General features: G+C 50.3%; 20 protein-coding genes. 16 read left to right on the top strand and 4 right to left on the bottom strand.

What is annotated here, in order from left to right; translation table 11 throughout:
• Window positions 1-141: 141 nt before the first annotated feature.
• The 11 genes from B3G15_RS14690 (at window position 142) to B3G15_RS14640 (ending at window position 11,101) form a co-directional block, all read left to right on the top strand.
• Window positions 142-1,014: an SDR family NAD(P)-dependent oxidoreductase gene (locus tag B3G15_RS14690; protein ID WP_023468304.1), complete on the top strand. Its 873-nt coding sequence runs from the start codon at window positions 142-144 to the stop codon at window positions 1,012-1,014.
• 223 nt (window positions 1,015-1,237) lie between these two features.
• The gene (locus B3G15_RS14685) at window positions 1,238-1,723 is read left to right on the top strand and encodes a GNAT family N-acetyltransferase (protein ID WP_023468305.1); all 486 of its coding nucleotides are present in this window, start codon (window positions 1,238-1,240) and stop codon (window positions 1,721-1,723) included.
• A gap of 73 nt (window positions 1,724-1,796) precedes the next feature.
• Window positions 1,797-2,846: an oxidoreductase gene (locus tag B3G15_RS14680; protein WP_290722064.1), complete on the top strand. Its 1,050-nt coding sequence runs from the start codon at window positions 1,797-1,799 to the stop codon at window positions 2,844-2,846.
• Window positions 2,847-3,029: 183 nt separating this feature from the next.
• Window positions 3,030-4,106, top strand: a complete 1,077-nt coding sequence (locus B3G15_RS14675; protein ID WP_050677931.1) for a C39 family peptidase — start codon at window positions 3,030-3,032, stop codon at window positions 4,104-4,106.
• A gap of 139 nt (window positions 4,107-4,245) precedes the next feature.
• Complete coding sequence (locus tag B3G15_RS14670) at window positions 4,246-5,949, top strand: DUF2339 domain-containing protein (protein ID WP_290722062.1); 1,704 nt, start codon at window positions 4,246-4,248, stop codon at window positions 5,947-5,949.
• A gap of 135 nt (window positions 5,950-6,084) precedes the next feature.
• A complete protein-coding gene (gene efeO / locus B3G15_RS14665) occupies window positions 6,085-6,903 on the top strand; it encodes an iron uptake system protein EfeO (protein ID WP_290722060.1) in 819 nt (272 codons plus the stop codon).
• 2 nt (window positions 6,904-6,905) lie between these two features.
• The gene (gene efeB / locus B3G15_RS14660) at window positions 6,906-8,138 is read left to right on the top strand and encodes an iron uptake transporter deferrochelatase/peroxidase subunit (protein WP_251140222.1); all 1,233 of its coding nucleotides are present in this window, start codon (window positions 6,906-6,908) and stop codon (window positions 8,136-8,138) included.
• Window positions 8,122-9,795, top strand: a complete 1,674-nt coding sequence (locus B3G15_RS14655; RefSeq protein WP_290722323.1) for an FTR1 family protein — start codon at window positions 8,122-8,124, stop codon at window positions 9,793-9,795. The genes efeB and B3G15_RS14655 overlap by 17 nt, the downstream gene beginning before the upstream one ends.
• A gap of 86 nt (window positions 9,796-9,881) precedes the next feature.
• Complete coding sequence (locus B3G15_RS14650) at window positions 9,882-10,343, top strand: general stress protein (RefSeq protein ID WP_023468312.1); 462 nt, start codon at window positions 9,882-9,884, stop codon at window positions 10,341-10,343.
• A gap of 93 nt (window positions 10,344-10,436) precedes the next feature.
• Entirely contained in the window at window positions 10,437-10,802 is a 366-nt protein-coding gene (locus tag B3G15_RS14645) for a YciI family protein (protein ID WP_290722058.1), read from the top strand.
• On the top strand, window positions 10,802-11,101 hold the full coding sequence (locus B3G15_RS14640) for a putative quinol monooxygenase (protein WP_251133487.1): 300 nt from the start codon (window positions 10,802-10,804) through the stop codon (window positions 11,099-11,101). Before B3G15_RS14645 ends, B3G15_RS14640 begins: the two co-directional genes overlap by 1 nt.
• A 41-nt stretch (window positions 11,102-11,142) precedes the next feature.
• Here B3G15_RS14640 and B3G15_RS14635 read toward each other — a convergent pair whose 3' ends face one another.
• Together B3G15_RS14635 and B3G15_RS14630 are read right to left on the bottom strand one after the other, a co-directional pair.
• Window positions 11,143-11,460, bottom strand: coding sequence for a hypothetical protein (locus tag B3G15_RS14635; RefSeq protein ID WP_029341705.1), 318 nt, complete (start codon window positions 11,458-11,460; stop codon window positions 11,143-11,145).
• A 79-nt stretch (window positions 11,461-11,539) separates the two neighbouring features.
• Window positions 11,540-12,076, bottom strand: a complete 537-nt coding sequence (locus tag B3G15_RS14630; RefSeq protein WP_290722056.1) for a flavodoxin family protein — start codon at window positions 12,074-12,076, stop codon at window positions 11,540-11,542.
• A 145-nt stretch (window positions 12,077-12,221) separates the two neighbouring features.
• On the opposite strand from B3G15_RS14630, the gene B3G15_RS14625 reads away from it, so the two are divergent.
• Window positions 12,222-12,890 (top strand): hypothetical protein, encoded by a 669-nt coding sequence (locus tag B3G15_RS14625; RefSeq protein ID WP_290722054.1) that lies wholly within the window; start codon window positions 12,222-12,224, stop codon window positions 12,888-12,890.
• On the opposite strand, the gene B3G15_RS14620 is transcribed toward B3G15_RS14625, so the two are convergent.
• Window positions 12,878-13,729 carry an alpha/beta fold hydrolase gene (locus B3G15_RS14620; RefSeq protein ID WP_290722052.1) on the bottom strand — a complete coding sequence of 284 codons (852 nt, stop codon included), beginning with the start codon at window positions 13,727-13,729 and terminating at the stop codon, window positions 12,878-12,880. The genes B3G15_RS14625 and B3G15_RS14620 overlap by 13 nt on opposite strands.
• Before the next feature lie 113 nt (window positions 13,730-13,842).
• Here B3G15_RS14620 and B3G15_RS14615 point away from each other — a divergent pair, with 113 nt between their 5' ends.
• From B3G15_RS14615 to B3G15_RS14605, 3 genes are all read left to right on the top strand, one after another.
• Window positions 13,843-14,847, top strand: coding sequence for a helix-turn-helix transcriptional regulator (locus B3G15_RS14615; RefSeq protein ID WP_050677941.1), 1,005 nt, complete (start codon window positions 13,843-13,845; stop codon window positions 14,845-14,847).
• A 159-nt stretch (window positions 14,848-15,006) separates the two neighbouring features.
• Window positions 15,007-15,333 carry a hypothetical protein gene (locus tag B3G15_RS14610; RefSeq protein WP_050677942.1) on the top strand — a complete coding sequence of 109 codons (327 nt, stop codon included), beginning with the start codon at window positions 15,007-15,009 and terminating at the stop codon, window positions 15,331-15,333.
• A gap of 326 nt (window positions 15,334-15,659) precedes the next feature.
• Window positions 15,660-16,178, top strand: coding sequence for a hypothetical protein (locus tag B3G15_RS14605; protein WP_290722048.1), 519 nt, complete (start codon window positions 15,660-15,662; stop codon window positions 16,176-16,178).
• Between the two features lie 68 nt (window positions 16,179-16,246).
• On the opposite strand, the gene B3G15_RS14600 is transcribed toward B3G15_RS14605, so the two are convergent.
• Window positions 16,247-16,969: an SDR family oxidoreductase gene (locus B3G15_RS14600; protein ID WP_290722046.1), complete on the bottom strand. Its 723-nt coding sequence runs from the start codon at window positions 16,967-16,969 to the stop codon at window positions 16,247-16,249.
• A gap of 111 nt (window positions 16,970-17,080) precedes the next feature.
• On the opposite strand from B3G15_RS14600, the gene B3G15_RS14595 reads away from it, so the two are divergent.
• On the top strand, window positions 17,081-17,434 hold the full coding sequence (locus B3G15_RS14595; protein WP_290722044.1) for a winged helix-turn-helix transcriptional regulator: 354 nt from the start codon (window positions 17,081-17,083) through the stop codon (window positions 17,432-17,434).
• The last annotated feature ends 11 nt before the right edge of the window (window positions 17,435-17,445 follow it).

The following is a 17,445-nucleotide window of genomic DNA, read 5'->3' as shown; positions in this document are numbered from 1 at the left end:
TAACATGTTCTCCTTTTAGTATACGTTACTTTTTGAAAATTTCGAAAAATAACGTCAAAACGAGGTGTACAAACGAAAAGAAAAAGGAAAACTAGAAGCAGAACTATATGCGTTCAATACGGAACACAAGGAGGAAAAGGGATGAACATCTGTATCGTCACGGGTGCCAACTCCGGCATGGGGATGGTCACGATTCAAGAATTATTGGAGCGAGGAGATCGGGTCATCGCTACCGTCCGTTCGCAGAAAAAAGCGACGGCACTCGTGCAACTACTGCGGGAACATGGTGTATCGCATACGCACCTGGAAATCGAGATCGTTCAACTCGATCAACTGGACTCCGTCCGTCGCTTCGCGGATCGTCTGTTTGATTTAGTCGGTCGGATCGACCGCTTAATTTTAAACGCCGGTGTCATGGTACCGCCGTATCATGTCACGAAGGACGGCTTCGAATCACAATTCCAGGTCAACTACTTGAGTCATTTCTATTTGATCGAGCGCTTATTACCGTTACTTGAGAAAGGGAACGATCCGCGCGTCATCTCGATTTCGTCGCTCGCAGGTGAAGGCGGCTTGATTCGGACCGACGTCGAACTCGAAGCGATCGCTCACGTCAAAAAAGAACACTATAGCCCGATGCGTTCCTACCGCGAATCAAAGCTCCTGCAAATGATTCATATGCGTGAACTGGCTGAAAAGCACGGCGACCGGATCACGTTCGTCAGCGTCCACCCGGGGATCGTCAATACGGATCTGTTCTATCGCGGCAAGTACGGCAAAGTGATGAAGACGTTACTCAAACCGGTCGCGCAAGTCGGGTACTGGACCGGAAAACTCTATACGCCGGAATACGGCGCGAAGACGGCACTCTATCTCGCAACAACCGACGATCCGCTTGACAACGGCGGCTACTATGCGGATTCCGCTCCACGACTCAGCAATCCGATTGTCGAAGACGACGAGTACCGGGCACAAGCACGGAATCTGTCGCGCCGCTGGGTCGAACTCGCCTGAATGACAAAAAAAACGACCGGCTCGTGGGAAGCCGGTCGTTTACCGTTGTGACGACTGGGGGTCAGATCACTCCTAAAGGATACGTTACATTGAAATAAAATTGTGGAATATGAAAAAAATCACAAAATAATGGGGAACGATGAAATCTTGAAGCAAAAAGGTTTTCTTCTCGCTGTACATTCGTTAGGATAGAGAAGAATTTTTTTGTAACAGGAGGAATAACATGATACGACAAGCTACATCAAAAGACGTTCGAAACATCGCAACCCTACTTGAGCAAAAAGCGCTCTCCCTCAAAGCCAGTGGCAGTAGCCAGTGGTCTGCTTATCTGGAGCAAGACATCGAACAACTCGTCGCGCGAGATTTAGAAGCCGGCCGCCTGTATGTCTTTGAGGATCAGAACGAGCTGCTTGGTTCCGTTGCCCTGCTTCCTTCGCTCGAATGGGATCAATCCTTGTGGGATGATGTAGAAGGTCTGTATATCCATCGAATCGTCGTCAGCGACCGCGCAAAAGGACGTGGTGTCGGTCGAAAACTATTGGAACACGCGATTGCAGTGACAGAGGATGAAGGAGAAATCCTACGACTCGACTGTGTCGCTTCAAACGAGTTTCTCAACGCGTATTACACGTCTTTCGGATTCGTCCATCAAGGAACACGGGACGGCTTCTCGATTTATGAGTATGAACGCATTGAAGCGACGGCTTGAAGCGGTTCAATCAAGACAACGGTCGTTTCGTTTGGTATGGTAATAGAAAAAGAACGGTTCAAGGAGTGATCGGATGCGATTGAATATCGGCTTCATCGGCTTTGGCAAAAGTACGACCCGTTACCATTTACCGTACGTGATGATCGAGGACAACTATCACGTCACCTGGATTTACAATCGGAAGGAAAAACCGGAGCTGTTCGCATCCTATCAGGATCGACTGCCGGATGCCCGTTTTACGACGAATCTGTCCGAAATGCTCGCTGACCCGGCACTTGATGTCGTCGTCATCAATACACCACCGGCGACACATTTCGAATACGCGTTGCTCGCTCTGCAACATCAAAAGCACGTTCTCGTCGAAAAGCCATTTACGGTGACGGAAGAGGAGACGAAGCGTCTATTTGCAGAAGCACATGCGCAAGGCGTCAAGATTCTCGCCTATCAAAACCGACGTTACGACAGCGACTTCCAAGTCGTCGCGCAAATCATCCGGTCCGGGAAACTTGGTCGTCTCGTCGAGGTCGTCTCGCAATTTGATCTATTCCGCCCAGAAGCGGCGTCAGCTGATGCGCGTCACGAAAACGGTGCGCTTTACGGACTCGGCGTCCATACGCTCGATCAAATCATCGCTTTGTTCGGAAAACCGGACAAGGTCGCCTTTGACGTGCGCAGTGTTCGACTGCCGCATAATCCAGACGACGCGTTTGCGATTGATCTCTATTATCCGGAGCTCAAGGTCAGCGTCCGGACGAGTCATGTCGCACTTGCCCCGGCACCCCGGTGGATGTTACACGGCACGAACGGCACGTTCATCAAACAACACGTCGACCGGCAAGAGCTCGACCTGAAAGCGAACTACTTCCCGGGAGAAGAGGGGTTCGGTGAGGATTCAGAAGACGATTATGGGCGTTTGATCTATCACGACGAACACGGTCATCTGCAAGACGTCCGGATCCCGAGTCCTGTTGGTGATTACGGTAAAATGTATCGCGCCTTTTACCGCAGTATCGTCGAGGATGCACCGCTTCCGGTGAAAGAAGAGGATACCTTGTTTGTTGCCCACCTGCTCGAACAAGCTTTTGCGCAACCGTCCCCTTATATCTTGACGATCCAAAATTAAATTTTAATTTGATTTCAGGTTGATGACAACTCGACTGTGCCCATAGGCATAGTCGGGTTTTTTTGATATAAAGAACAGGTGCATTCCTTATTTTTCAGATTTTTCTAAAGAAATGTTGATTATTTTTTCAAAAAGTTGGGAATAAGGGAATGTCTCACCAAATCAAAACATAGGGGGTCTATCATGAAACGATTCTTATCCGCATTGCTCGTAGCGGTTGTCATCGTTGGCGTACTCAGCCCTTCGTTGATCGCTGAGGCCGCGACGAAGTTGACCGTGACGACGGATGTCTTACGCGTCCGCGAGAAACCGTCGACATCGAGTAAGATTCTCGGTAACGTCTACAAAGGGAACGTCTACACATCAAAGGGAACGTCCGGCAGCTGGTATAAAATCAGCTACAAATCCCGCACAGGCTACATACACAAGAACTACGTCAAATCGTCTTCGTCGAAATATACGTCGACAGGAACGAAGTATACGACGGTCGGCACACTCAACGTCCGGACGGGTGCTGGAACGAAGTATAAAGTCGTAGGACAGCTGAATAAAGGGGTTGCCGTTGCGACATACGGCACGTCAGGGAGCTGGACTCGGATTCTCTACAAGGGAAGCTACCGCTATATCTCGACGCAATACGTTTCGAAGTCAAAACCATCGACGACGACGAAAAAGTTAAATGTTCCGTACTACAACCAATATTCACTCGGGTATCCATCTGGCTGTGAGTTCGTCTCGTTGAAGATGGCACTCGAATATAAGAAAAAAGCGGTCTCTGCTGCGTCACTCTACAATCAAATGCCGAAAAGCATGAAGAACGCGACGTATAAGAACGGAAAGTATTACTGGGCAGATCCGGAAAAAATGTTCACGGGGAATCCAGCCGGAACGCTCGACTACTACAAGAACTGGGGCATCTATCCGAAAGGGATCCTACCACTCGCGAAAAAATACCGCAGTGGTGCCGTTGATATCTCGAAACAAGGCGTCTCGAAAATTGAGAGTGAGATTCGTAGCGGTAACCCGGTCATCGTCTGGGCAACGGTCGATTTCAAGAATCCATATGGCTACTTCTCTTGGATCAAACCGGACGGTAAAACATTCACAGGTTACCGGAACTATCACGTCATGCTCGTGACAGGTGTCTCAAGCGGTTCGTTCTACGTCTCGGACCCATACCGCGGCAAGTACAGTGTCAGTCGCTCGCAGTTCACATCCGTTTTCAATCAAACGGGACAATATGCGTTATCTGTTCGTTAAATCCTCATCCGGTCGCTCCCACGCGACCGGATTTTTGTCATTTTCAGGCATATCGATACGAAATCTACTGTAAAATGAAGGAGTTCACCTGCTAGGTGTGTAAAAGAATGACAATGTATCCATGAAAGGAAGTGAAGAGATGGAAGATCCACGGATCACGCGTCTCGAGCAGGAGGTCGCGGCGTTACGACAACGAGTAGCTGCCCTTGAAGGACAGCACACTTCGCCTGTCGCACCTGAACCGAGCGAACCAGAAGTGAGTACGGTCGCTCGCCCAGCCCCGCGCCCTGCTTATACGAAACGAAAACCGGTTGTTCCTCAACCAACATTTAAGGAAAAACGCTCCCGCGAAGAATGGGAACAGGTCATCGCGACCGTCTGGTTACCCCGGATTGGAGCGATATTCGCTGCACTCGGGGCCTTGTTCCTGTTCTCCTACGCCTCGGTTGCCGGTCTGATCAGTCCGCCTGTCCGCATCGGAAGTGGGGTATTTATCGGTCTACTCGTCATCGCCCTTGGAGAATACCAGTATGAGAAGAAACGACGCGAGCTCGGGGTCGGACTCGTCGCGACCGGTACGATCGTCGCGTTGGCGGCACTGTTCGCCGGGATGGCCTTATATCAATTCTATCCACCGTCTTTAGCCTTCTTACTTGAGCTCGTCGTCGTCTTCATCGCGTACGGTCTGATGCTCTGGATGCGATCGCAAGCCTTACTGGTCCTCGTATCCATCACCGGTTTTTTATTACCGTATCTACAATTATCGGACGACCCGAACTTACCGCTCTTCTTATTGTACGAAGTCGTCTTGTTCGCAGCGATCTTCTTTGCTGTTGACCGACTGAAGGCCAAAAAAGCGTTCGTCTTCGCTTGGGTGATCTTTACGATCGCACTCGCGTTCGGCCTACTCTCGTTAGAGCTCTACTGGCTTGATGAACAGGTACCACGACTTGATGAATGGTCTCTCTTACTTGCGACATTCTTCGGTTACGGTGCGACATCGTTCGTCGGACGACGGATCCAGTTTCAGCCAAACGTTCCAAGCTGGCTTGCCGGAATCGTCGTTTTACTGACGTTACTGATCCTCGACTGGTCGTTCGGAACGCTAGTAGTGATTCTGTTCGCTGGCGTTGCCTACGTGCTTGCAGATCGATTAAAGGATTCGGCTCAAAACGGCGTCGGTCACGTCGCCTTACTCGTCGCCGTCCTCTTGATTCCGGCAGATGCCCTCAGCTGGACGTATCAACTGCGCTACTTCTTGATTGCCGGGTTGATTGCTGCATTTTGGTTCGTTCCATGGGCGCGGATGCCGCATCAACGGTTGTTTAACGTCGGGTTGTATGTCGTCTTCATCTTTTCTGCTGTCGTCGACTACGAAACCTATCAACGGCTTGGTCTTTCGTATGCGTTGACGGTGCTCGCGATGGTCATTGCTTCGACATCATTCGTCTTGCTCCTCGTTCAGACACATCGTGATCCGGTTTGGAAGGGGTCGTGGCAACTCGTCCTCGCCCTTGCTGCGATCGGTGTCTTTACGACCTATACGTTGATCATCATGGAGTTACCGTTCTACCGCGGCCTTGAAGAAACGGCGCGTAGTACGACGTTGTCCGCTGCTTATATCGTCCTCGCACTCGTCCTTGTCGCGATCGGTCGGATGCGGACGTCGTCGACGTGGCGGTTGTCCGGGTTGTTGTTGCTGACCATCAGTGCCGTTAAGCTCTTACTGTTCGATTTGTCGTTCCTGAGCTTATTCCAAAAAGCGTTCGTCTTCATTGGTTTTGGGATCGTCACGTTCATCATTTCACGGACTTACTTCAAAAAACGCAAGGAACAAGCCTGACGAAGCGCTTGAATCGGTTGAAATGAACCGGTTCAAGCTTTTTTTTATTGCGTAAAACTTTTTATTGATAACGATTATCATTGTCGTCTATACTATTTAAGGAACTGACTTAATTAGTAACAGGGGGAACCATACATGAAACAAGCATTATTGATGACAGGGGCGCTTGCCGTCGTTTTAGCAGGCTGCAGTGAAGCGAAACAAGCGGAGACACCGGCACCAAAAAAGACGAATTTTGACCAGGTCGTCACGGATTACCGGACGTATGCGATCAACGAAATTGATACATTCGTTCGTGAGACGGAAAAGTTCACGGATGCCGTACAAGCGGGAAAGCTTGAAGAAGCGAAAGCGTTGTACGCGCCGACACGGATGTATTACGAACGCGCAGAACCAATCGCGGAAGTGTTCGGTGACCTCGATCCGAAGATCGATGCCCGAGCAGGCGACGTCAAAGCGTCGGAGTGGGGCGGTTACCACCGGATTGAGCAAGGGTTATTCGAAAAGGGAACGACAAAAGGTTATGAAGCGTACGCGAAACAATTGATGAAGGACGTTCATTTACTGCGGGCGAAGGTCGAGACGGTCGAGGTGACACCAGAATTACTCGTCACGGGGGCGACGGATTTGCTAAACGAAGTCTCGACCTCAAAAGTGACAGGCGAAGAAGACCGCTATTCACATACGGACTTATATGACTTCGCAGCAAACGTCGAAGGGGCTGAAAAGATCTACGAACTGTTGAACCCGGCGCTGAAAAAACAAGATGCGGCGTTATCAAAAGAGATCGCGGATCGCTTCAAGGATGTCCACGCTTTACTCGATGCGAAGAAACAGGGTGACGGCTATGTCCTCTATACGAGTCTCTCGAAACAAGACGTCAAACAGATGAGTGTCGCCATCAATGAACTCGCGGAACCTCTCTCGAAGATGGGCATCGTACTGGAGGGATAAGCATGAAACCAATACAAGAAGGTGTCACGCGGCGTGACGTCCTGAAGGTCGCAGGCTTGACGAGTCTCGGGGCCGCCCTGTATGCCAGTGGTCTTGAGAAGTTCCTCCCGCGGACATTGACTGTTGAAGCAAGTGATCAAGAGCCGTTCTACGGGACGTATCAAGCGGGAATTCTGACACCACCACAAAATCACGTCCAAGTCGTAGCGTTTGATATCAAGACGGAGCGACGCGATGAGTTGGTCGATTTATTAAAACGCTGGACGCGGTTATGTGCAAGACTTGCTGCCGGTTTACCATACGGCGATTCCGACTCCCGTTACGTCCCACCGGAAGATACGGGGGAAGCGGACGGATTATCTGCCGGTCACTTGACGTTTACGTTCGGGTGCGGTCCAAGTCTGTTTGATGGTCGCTTCGGCATCCGTCATAAACGACCGGATGCCCTTCAACCGTTGCCGGCGTTCGACCTCGATCGTCTGGACGAAAAATGGAGTGGAGGCGACCTCGTCGTCCAAGTCTGTGGTGATGATGCCCAAGTCGTCTTCCATGCGATCCGTAACCTCGTCCGTGTCGGGCGCGGGACGGTCGCGATGCGTTGGTCCCAAGCTGGTTTCCAGCGCAGTAAAGCAGCAGATGCCTCTGGTGGGACGCCGCGCAATCTTTTCGGCTTCAAGGACGGCACGGGGAATCCTGACGTCTCGAAGAAGCAAGTCCGGAAAGAATCGCTCTTTTGTCAGTGGCAAGACGGTACGCCGTGGTTGACGAACGGCTCGTTCCTTGTCGTCCGTCGCATCCAGATGCATCTCGAAGTCTGGGACCGGACGATCCTAAAAGAGCAAGAACGGACCTTCGGGCGCGAACGTGCTTCCGGAGCTCCGCTCGGCTCAACAGACGAATTCGCTTCCGTCACACCGGCGAAACGACAAGCTCGTGGCGAAGCTGCTTTACCGGTTGACTCGCATACCGCTGTCGCGCACGGGGATGGGAAGACAGCGATCTTACGCCGTTCCTACTCGTATCAGGACGGCATCGATGAGAAGACAGGTGCCCTCGATGCGGGTCTACTCTTTTTATCGTATCAACGTTCACCAAAACAATTCATCGAGATTCAGCGTCGCCTTGCCGCACAGGATCGATTGAATGAATACATCACGCACCGTGGAAGTGCCATCTTCGCCTGCTTCGGTGGAATCTCGAAAGGAGGCTACATCGGTGATGCGTTATTTGCGTAATCTCGTCCTTGTACTTGTACTCCTTATAGCCGGTCAACACGCGGTGCCTGTCCATGCTGCTTCGACGGATGATCTTTATGTCGCGATCGGACAAGCCCTGTCTGCCGTCGCAAGTGAAGATCGCGCGGCACTGAATCAAGCAATCGATGAACTAGTACAAGCTGCTCAAGACTTACCTGATCAACAAGCGGCAATCACGAAAGCCGTCAAACAGGTTGATACGAAACGGGAGGCAACGTTTCCGGAAGTCCGCGAGCAACTGACGGCACTCTCTGCTGCTGTCCGGAAGCAGGAAGAAGCAACGAAACCGAAGACGGACCCGATTGCGAAAGCAAAAGTGAAGCAATTGCTTTCGTTGACGAAAGAGATGCGGCAGGTCAAGGCAAGCGATCGTCCGGCAGCGGAGCAACGGTTGTTGACCGCATGGGCGACGCACGAGAGTCTTGTTCGCAACGACAGTGTCGGTCATTATGGCAACATCGAGATGGCACTTGCGTCGATCCGGATCGCGGCGGCGCGTGATTCCGTGGATACGAAGGAATGGAAAGCCGCACTTGATCAGTTCGATACGGCCGTTCAGTCTTTCCTCGACGGAGAGAAAGTCCAGGCGAAGAAAACGGGACTGCAGTCGCTGCTGACGCCACTCGAGGAGGCGCAAACCGCACTAGCTGCAAATGATTTACCGAAAGCGAAACAAGCACTCGAATCGTTTCTGAAGACCTGGCCACGTGCGGAAGGCGAGGTCCGGACACGTAATGAAGGTCTCTATTCCCAGCTTGAATCAGATGTACCACTGTTACTTGCCCGCCTGACGCCGGAAACGCGGGAAAAGACGGCACAAGAACTCCAGTCGTTTGAGAATGCTATCGCACAATTACAAACGAAGACGCATTATACGTTCGTCGATGCAATGCTCGTCATGCTGCGGGAAGGTCTCGAAGCGTTACTGATCGTCAGTGCGCTCGTTGCTTTCGCTCGCAAAAGTCGTTCAAAACAAGAAGGGAAGGTCTGGGCAGGTGCTGGTCTTGGTCTGATCGCAAGCGGTCTGTTAGCGCTCATCCTCCAGACAGTCTTTCAGGCCTCGTTCGCGGCGACGGGTCGGGAACAAATCGAAGGCTATACAGGAATCGTCGCGGTCGTTGTCATGTTGTTCGTCGGCTACTGGTTGCACTCGAAAAGCGCCGTCGCCAAACGAAAACACTTTTTATCGGCGCTTTCGACGACGTCCTTGTTCTTCGTCAGCTTCTTAACGATCTTCCGGGAAGGCGCCGAGACGTTGTTGTTCTACATCGGAATGGCACCAGCGATGACGAAAACTGCCTTGTTATCCGGAATCGGACTCGCGATCGTCATCATCGGTCTCGTCTCGTATGCGGTCATCCAGATTGGTGTTCGTTTACCAATCCATCGTCTGTTCCAAGTCGCGTCCTGGTTGATTTATGTGATGGCGTTCAAGATTCTTGGTACGAGTCTGCACGCGTTGCAACTGACGAACGTCTTACCGATTCGTCCGATCAATGGACTCGGAACCGCCGGCTGGATTGGTTTCTACCCAACGCTCGAGACTCTTATCCCGCAAGTCGTCCTGATGATTCTGATTGCCTTGTTTACGATCTGGCAAAAGCGGCGCACAGCAGCAATCCAGACTGCTGCTTGATCCATTTTTCAATTTCAGGTTTCAACTATTATGTTTCGGGTATAACTTCTTATCAGCAGCTTGCTGCATGAAAGAGAGGGATTTTTATGCTTGAAACACGCATCGTACGAAACATGACCGCTGTCGACGCAGAAGTGACGAGCCTCAAATCAAGTGGCTATTCGAATAAACAGATCTACATCTTTGCGAAAGACGAAGAACTCGCGGAACGGATCGCGAATGACACACAGACGTTACCGTACCGCGTAACGAAGAAGTCATTCTTCGAGACGTTATTATCAGCCGTCCGCAGTAACCGTAATGATCGGATTGCTCAATTGTCCGAGCTTGGCATGACGAAGGATGTCGCTGAGGATCTAGAAGATGAAGTCCGACACGGGCGGATCGTCATCGTCGGTTCGAAGTCCGATTTACTGAATCCAGCGTTCGCGGCGTCTTACGTGACGGATGAAGCAACCGATTATGGTGCTGGCGTACCAAAACTTGAAGACGAGGAAACGACGACGACGTTACCAGCCGATCAAAACGTCAAGTTAAAAGATGAATGATACATAAGCCTCCTGTTTCTCAGCGTAGAGACAGGAGGCTTTTGTTTAGCCTTCTCATGGAAGGGAATGGGAAAATTGAGAGGAGGAAAGACAATGCAATTCTTATATGTCGGTTATTACGATGCTGAGCGGATGGATGCTTTATCGAAGGAAGAGATCGATGCTTTGATGTCGCGTTGTGATGCGTTGATGAACACCTTCAATGAACAAGTCGATGTCCTATCAGACTGGCACCCGGGTCTTACGACACAAGCATTTTACTGGCAGGATGGGGTCGTACAGAAGAAAGTAGAGCCGGATCGAACGCATGGAGAGCAGATCGGCAGTTTGATTGTCTTTGAAGCACGTGATTTGGATCATGCGATGGAACTGGCTTCCCTTCATCCGACGACTCAAGTCGCAGAAGGGGAATCTTACGGTTGGCGCGCAGAAGTCCGACCGTTATCAGGTACTTCTTAATGTATGGGTTATGGACGACGTTTACGACTCAAGCCGGACAACGCGACCACGTCATCGCCCTGTTACTTGAAGCTGCGGCTTCTTTAGAGACTCATCCGAGTTGTCTACACTACATCATCAGTAGTTCTGACGAACCGGATGTGCTACATGTCCGTGAAATCTGGACGGATGCCGCTGCACACCTCGCGTCTTTAGAGTTACCGGTGACGCGGCGTTTGATTACGCAAGCGCGTCCGTTGCTCGAGCATGTTGAACGCGTGCTCGAAGACCACCCGCTCGGTGGCAAAGGACTCATGTAAACCAAAAACCCCTCCTCTAGTCGAGAAGGGGTTACATGCTGTTAGGTTGTCGTCCACTGGATATCGATGACGTCCGACGCTCGCACCATCCGGCGCATACCTGTCGATGTGACGAGTTCAATCGTTCCGCGGTCATGAAAAATCGCTTGGATCGAACCGGATACCGTATCGAGTTGTTTTAATCGGACGTGGACCGTCTGTCCGGTCCGGACTGCACGTTCCATGATGTGTTGTAAGGAGAGGCGATCACGAACGATCGTCTCTTCGCGTGATTGATACAGATGTTCAAGATGAAGGATATGCTGGCGTGAAGTCAGTTGTTTCCACTTGCGATTCGATCGTTTTTTAGATGCGAACATGGCTGACCACCTCCTGAATTGAGTCGTACGCTAGATAGTCGTGCGCTCTGATTCAGTTATTTCCCTTCACGAACAGTGCTTAAACACGTGCTCCTGACATTTTTTCACGAAACGCCCCGATTGCGGCAATCGCTTCTTGATCGTACTCGACCTCACCTGGTGCATTTCCTTCGGCAAGAATCGCTGTCTCAAGCGTCGCGCCAAGGAACGATGCGATATGCTCGAACTGCGTGACGAGCGCTTGTCCTTTGACGCGTGGATTGTCTCCTCCGACCGCGATCAAGTGGAATCGTTTCCCCGCCATCCGGCTTTTGAAGTCGAGCTCTTCGTCGCGCAGTGACTCGCTGAATCGATCGATGAATAATTTCATCTTCGTCGACATCGAGTACCAATAAATCGGAGTGATGAACAGGATGTCATCGTGTTCAAGCATTTCTTCGACAATCCGGCGATAGTCATCGCCAATCGGCAAAAAGCCTCCATGATGACGGCGGTCTTCAATCGGCTGAATCGAGACGTTCGCCAAATCGACAGCAACATGAGGGATTCCTTTCAATGCTTGTTCCCCGAGCCATTCACTGTTTCCTTTACGTGAGCTACCAAAAATCGTATACATATCGTGCATCTCCTTTTGAATTCGATTGTTCTATTCTATTCCAAACTGCACTGTCAATACACCGATATGCTCACAATTGGTTTTGAATAAGGGTTTTGCGGAAAAAGACAAGAAGACGAAAAACAAATAGGGGAGGAACGGTCGAATGGAGAGAAGCACGCTCATTGCGCTAGAAAAACACTTATATGCCATCCACCTCGAGATGGATGGACTGGCGCGACTCATTACGAAACAATTGATTCATTTGAGCCAAGTGGCTGCATCCGTCGAACATTTTCGACGGATAAGCTTTGATATCTATAAACATCGGACGTCACTCGAGCAGATCCCGTCACAAGTCTTGTATGAGACGGCACTAGACTACGAAGACTGGCTCGAGGAAGAGTTTGATGAGATTCCTGCTAGCTGGCAACTGGCGACGAAAGAAGAGGAGGCACTCGAGCAGCTCTGGTGGTTCGAATTCTCACGAATTCAAGCGGAGCTCGAAGAATGGCTTAGTCTCTATCTGATTCGCCGGATTCGAGAAGACGTTCGTTACATGCCGCCGGTGATCGAGAAAAATGCCTATGCTTTATCAGAGGATGCCCGCCATGTCTTTTGGCGCCTCTTACAACGCTCCGTCGCGAAGCCTTCATCAAAGATCAAGGCGAACCAACTGTCATGTCGGATGGGCATCGCTGAGATTGCCCGCTGTGCCCGACTTAATCAAGACCGGACGCGTCGTGCGATTGGTGAACTGACGCGTCGTGGTCTGATTGCGATCGAGGAGGATGATGAGAAGCTAAAAATGCGGCTCCGCCTTCAAGTCATCTGATTGAAGGCGATGAACCGTTCGATCATACGTTCATCTCGACGTGCGGATGGACCGATCCAAATCAGGTGACCAGGACTTTTCGATTCAATGAACTGCGCGTGAGGAATGCTCCGTCGTGCGTGTTCCGCATGCTCGAACGGAACAGCACGGTCTGACTTCGAATGGACGATCAAGACAGGACACGTGACGGCTTCAAGCCGTTCTCGTTCTATGTCTTGTGTGATATCAAACAAGACACCTCGCCCAGGACCATTTTGAAGACCAACCTCATATAATAACGACGCATCCGTCTCACTAATGTGGGTACGGATCGTTTCGCGTGGTAAAAGACTCGTCATCTCGACCATCCGAACCGCTGCTTCTTCAGGAAACTTACGAATCTTATCCTTCACATACGTCCAAAGCCCCCACTGGATGAACTGCAAAGGACGTTGTAAGACCGGTTGGATCAAAAGACGGTGATACGGCAGCGAGATCCGGTGCGTCATCGCACACGCTAAGACGAGGGCATGAACGCCTGGATCCATTCCAGCAAGTGCAATTGCCGTCGGTCCGCCGGCAGAGATGCCGTAAACGGTGTACTGTTCAATCTGGCGGGAAGCAAGCCACCCAGCGTAGAACGTTGCAAGCGCCTCTGGACTATCTGCGAGCTGAAGTGGCGTTCTTCCGTATCCCGGACGTGACGGTACGATAACACGATATCCTGCCGTAATTAACTTTTCGACATGGTAGACCTCCCGGTAATCCGACTGCGTACCATGAATCAAAAGAATGACGGGACCGCTCCCGCTATCTCGGTAATCAAAGCGCTGACCATTCCATTCTGCGATATAATGCATCCAAATTCTCCTATCTCTTAATTTTTACCATTTTATTGTTAATTTAATATTCATTTTCATGTATACTGTAAAGTATAACCAAACCATTGTGACTTAGGAAATGAGGATGCGTAGTGTCTAACGAAAAATTAACGAACCGTGACCGCTTACTTGCTGTACGAGAAATCTTCGAACGTCAGTCGGATGAAGACCATACGTTGACGCTTGAGGAATTGAGCATGGAACTCTCGAAACGAGGACTGATCGAGAAGCTATCCCGAAAATCGTTGAAGGATGATATTGCGGCACTTGCCAAATCAGGTTTTGACGTCGTGGCGGAAGAGACGAAGAATGGACTTGCCATTCCGTATCATCTCGTCAGTCGTCCCTTTGAGCATCATCAGCTCCGATTGCTCGTCGATGCCATCGCCAGTGCGAAGTTCATCTCGGAAAGTGAGACGACGTCGCTCGTTAAGACGATTCAGTCGTTGACGAGTGACAAGATGGCGGAGTCACTCCAACCGGTGCTACATACTGTCAAAAAACCAAAAGGAATGACGTCGCGCTCGATCGATACGATTCAGAAAGCAATTAGCGATGGGTTCGTCATCAGTTTCCAGTACCAAGGAAAGTTTAATGAACGGACGCGGAAGTTCGAGTTACGGAAGGATGGCGAGCATTACCTCGTTTCTCCGGCTCATCTGTTGATGGATAACGGAAATTACTATTTGATTGGACGCGATGAGCGGATCAAAGAGATCCGAACGTACCGGGTCGACCGAATCGTCGATTGTAAAGCGTTCGAACCGATGGAAGAACCGGTCCATGTCGAGCCGAGTTACTTAAGTAACATGTTCAACATGTACGGGGGAGAGAACGAGCAATTGACGCTTAAATTCCAGGAGAGTCTGATGCCAACCGTCGTCGACCGGTTCGGAACGGATATCCGCTGCCGTCGTCTCGATGACCTCTGGTTCGAGGTCAAAGTCGATGCGCTCTTTTCCGACGGTTTCATGATGTGGCTGATTCAGTTCGGCAACCAGGCGGAAATCATCGCGCCTGTCGAACGGCGGGAGACATTCAAGAACAAGGTGGCAGGTCTTGCGACGATGTACCAAGTCGAAACACCTGCTCTCTAAGGGCTAAAGCAAGGTTCACTTGACCGTGGATCTTGCTTTTTTTAATTGTCGAGAAAAAAACTTTTTGTCGTTTTTTGTCGGATATTCATATTTGAATATTTTAAGCGAATAGTTCCAGTTACTATTAAGGGTATCTGATACTTATGTAGGAGGAACGACATGCAACAGATGGAAAAAAGCCAATCAAACGGGATGCGGAAACTAGCTGCTTTCCTCTTCTTCGTTTGTCTATCCTATACATCGTGGTACTTATTCTCACTTTTTGTCTTTCATCTCGTGTTTCCAGAAGATGTCGTGACATCCTTAGATATCGTCGTATTCGGATTCAGTCCGGTCGTCGCTCTTGTCGTCACCATCGGTTCGCTACGCTTGATCGAACGACGCATGAAACCTAAATTCACACCCCTTTTATTCATCGGATATACGCTCTCGACAAGTATCTTGATTTATTACGCGATCGTGAACGAACTTCTGCCCCGACTGTGACTTGCAACTCCCCAGCAATTGGCATATGCTACGCTTATAGCTTGCTAGGTAAGGGGGGATACGATGAACGCACAGTATATCCTCGACTGGATGCCGCTCGTGATTCCTGTCGGTGCCATCGTCTTTATTGTCGTCATTGCGCGTAAGGCTTCAAAAATCGATGCTGAAAAGTAAGGAGACTCCAATCAGGGAGTCTTTTTTTATTGGCTTCTGTTGGTACTTTATTCACGCGATTTCCCTATTGTGCAAAAACATAACGTCACCCATTTCTATGGTATAAAGGAACTAGGCGAAAGACCTAATATTAGGAAATCATGGAGGGACAGATGAGACAAAGAACCGTCATGACTTTACTTGCACTCAGTCTACTGCTTACCGTATGTATGATGAAAAAACCAACGTTGACGCCAAAAGCCAGTACCATCGATCTCACCATCGCCGTCGTCGGAACAGCTCCAGTTCTTACGCAATCACCGGATTTCCACTCGATTGATCTGCAGGAGATCAAAGGAGATTTACGACGATACGACGCAGTCATGATTATGCCGGAGTACTTACATCAAGCAGCGGGACGTGACTATGCTACCGTCTACCCGAAGGCGCAGATTCCCTTTTTCTTTATCGGCTCTCAAAAATCCGTCGAACCGTTTCTTGATCCGAGTCTCTCCTATGAGGAAAGCATCTCGGTGCCGAATCCGACGTTTGCGGCTGGTATGCTCTATGACGATACACAAGAGACGACCTGGTTATTTGGTGAGGGGATCGAACGACCGAATCGGTCAGAGCAACTGCAGATCTATCAATCAATCTTTCAAACGATTGAACAGAGTCACTTAATAAAGTAACGCTTGAATGAAATAGACCGAAGCGCTCGGAAGTACATCCATTTCCGAGCGCTTCGGTCTATTATTCGTCAATCGAGTTGTTTCGTCGGAGCTAAGACGATTTCTTGAATATTGACATGTTGCGGTTGCTCGAAGGCGAATAAGACAGTGTCCGCGACGACTTGCGGATCGAGTCCACCGTCAATCGACTGTTTCCATTCGTTGTAGCCGTCCTTAATCGCGTCATTTGTCGTATGACCGAGCAATTCCGTCTCGACGACACCTGGTGCGATCGTCATGACGCGGACACCGTGAGACGCGACTTCACCTCGGACGTTCTCACTCATCGCGTGGACGGCGAATTTCGTACCGACGTACGCGGCATGGTCTGCGAACGTCTTTTTACCGGCAATCGAACTGATGTTGATGATCGTGCCGGTCTTGCGCTCCATCATCGAGGGAAGGACGGCTTGCATCCCGTGTAAGACACCGAGCGCGTTGACGTCAAACATCTCTTCCCATTCTTCCGCGTCTTGTGTCTCGATTTGACCGAGTAACATCCGTCCTGCATTATTGATGATGGCTTCGACCGGTCCGAACGCTTCCGTCGCGTCTGCTAAAGCAGCATCGAGGGCAGCTCGGTCGGTGGCTGCGACTTGGCGAATCAAGACATCGTCTGAAGCAAGGCTCGCCAGACGATCAATCCGTCGTCCGAGCAATAAGACGCGGTACCCTTTCTGAATGAACGTTCGCGCAATCGCATGCCCGATTCCTGACGTAGCACCTGTGATGGCAATGAATCCTGTTTTCATAATATCGTCTCCTTATTTGATATGATAAATTGAAGATAACAGAGGGAAACCAATCCGAGAAGTACGCACTTTTAGGTCAGTCGGTTACCTTTTGGTAAGGGAGGGAACGGTATGCCGTATCTAAATGAGTTCGATGCGACGATGCGTCAGATTCAAGGCAAGTGGAAAGTGATGATCTTGTACGAGCTGCATGAGGAAGGTGCGGTACGTTTTAATACACTGGAGCGTTATATCCAGGACGTCTCACCGAAGACGCTGACACAGCAGCTGAAGCAACTCGAACAAGATGGCTTGATTACGCGGACCGTCTACCCGGAAATCCCACCTCGTGTTGAGTATGCGTTAAGTGCAAAAGGTGCGTCCTTGATTCCCTTACTCGATGCGATCTGCGACTGGGGTCTTGCGACGACACCACGCAACCAATTGATGCGCACATTATGCGACGAGGAAGCCCCCGCTCCATGAGCAGGGGCTTT

It is taken from the genome of Exiguobacterium sp. UBA1053 (assembly GCF_002316465.1).
Classification (GTDB): domain Bacteria; phylum Bacillota; class Bacilli; order Exiguobacteriales; family Exiguobacteriaceae; genus Exiguobacterium_A; species Exiguobacterium_A abrahamii.
Note: the sequence above shows the minus strand (reverse complement) of the source record. Positions and strands in the feature narration are given on the sequence as shown.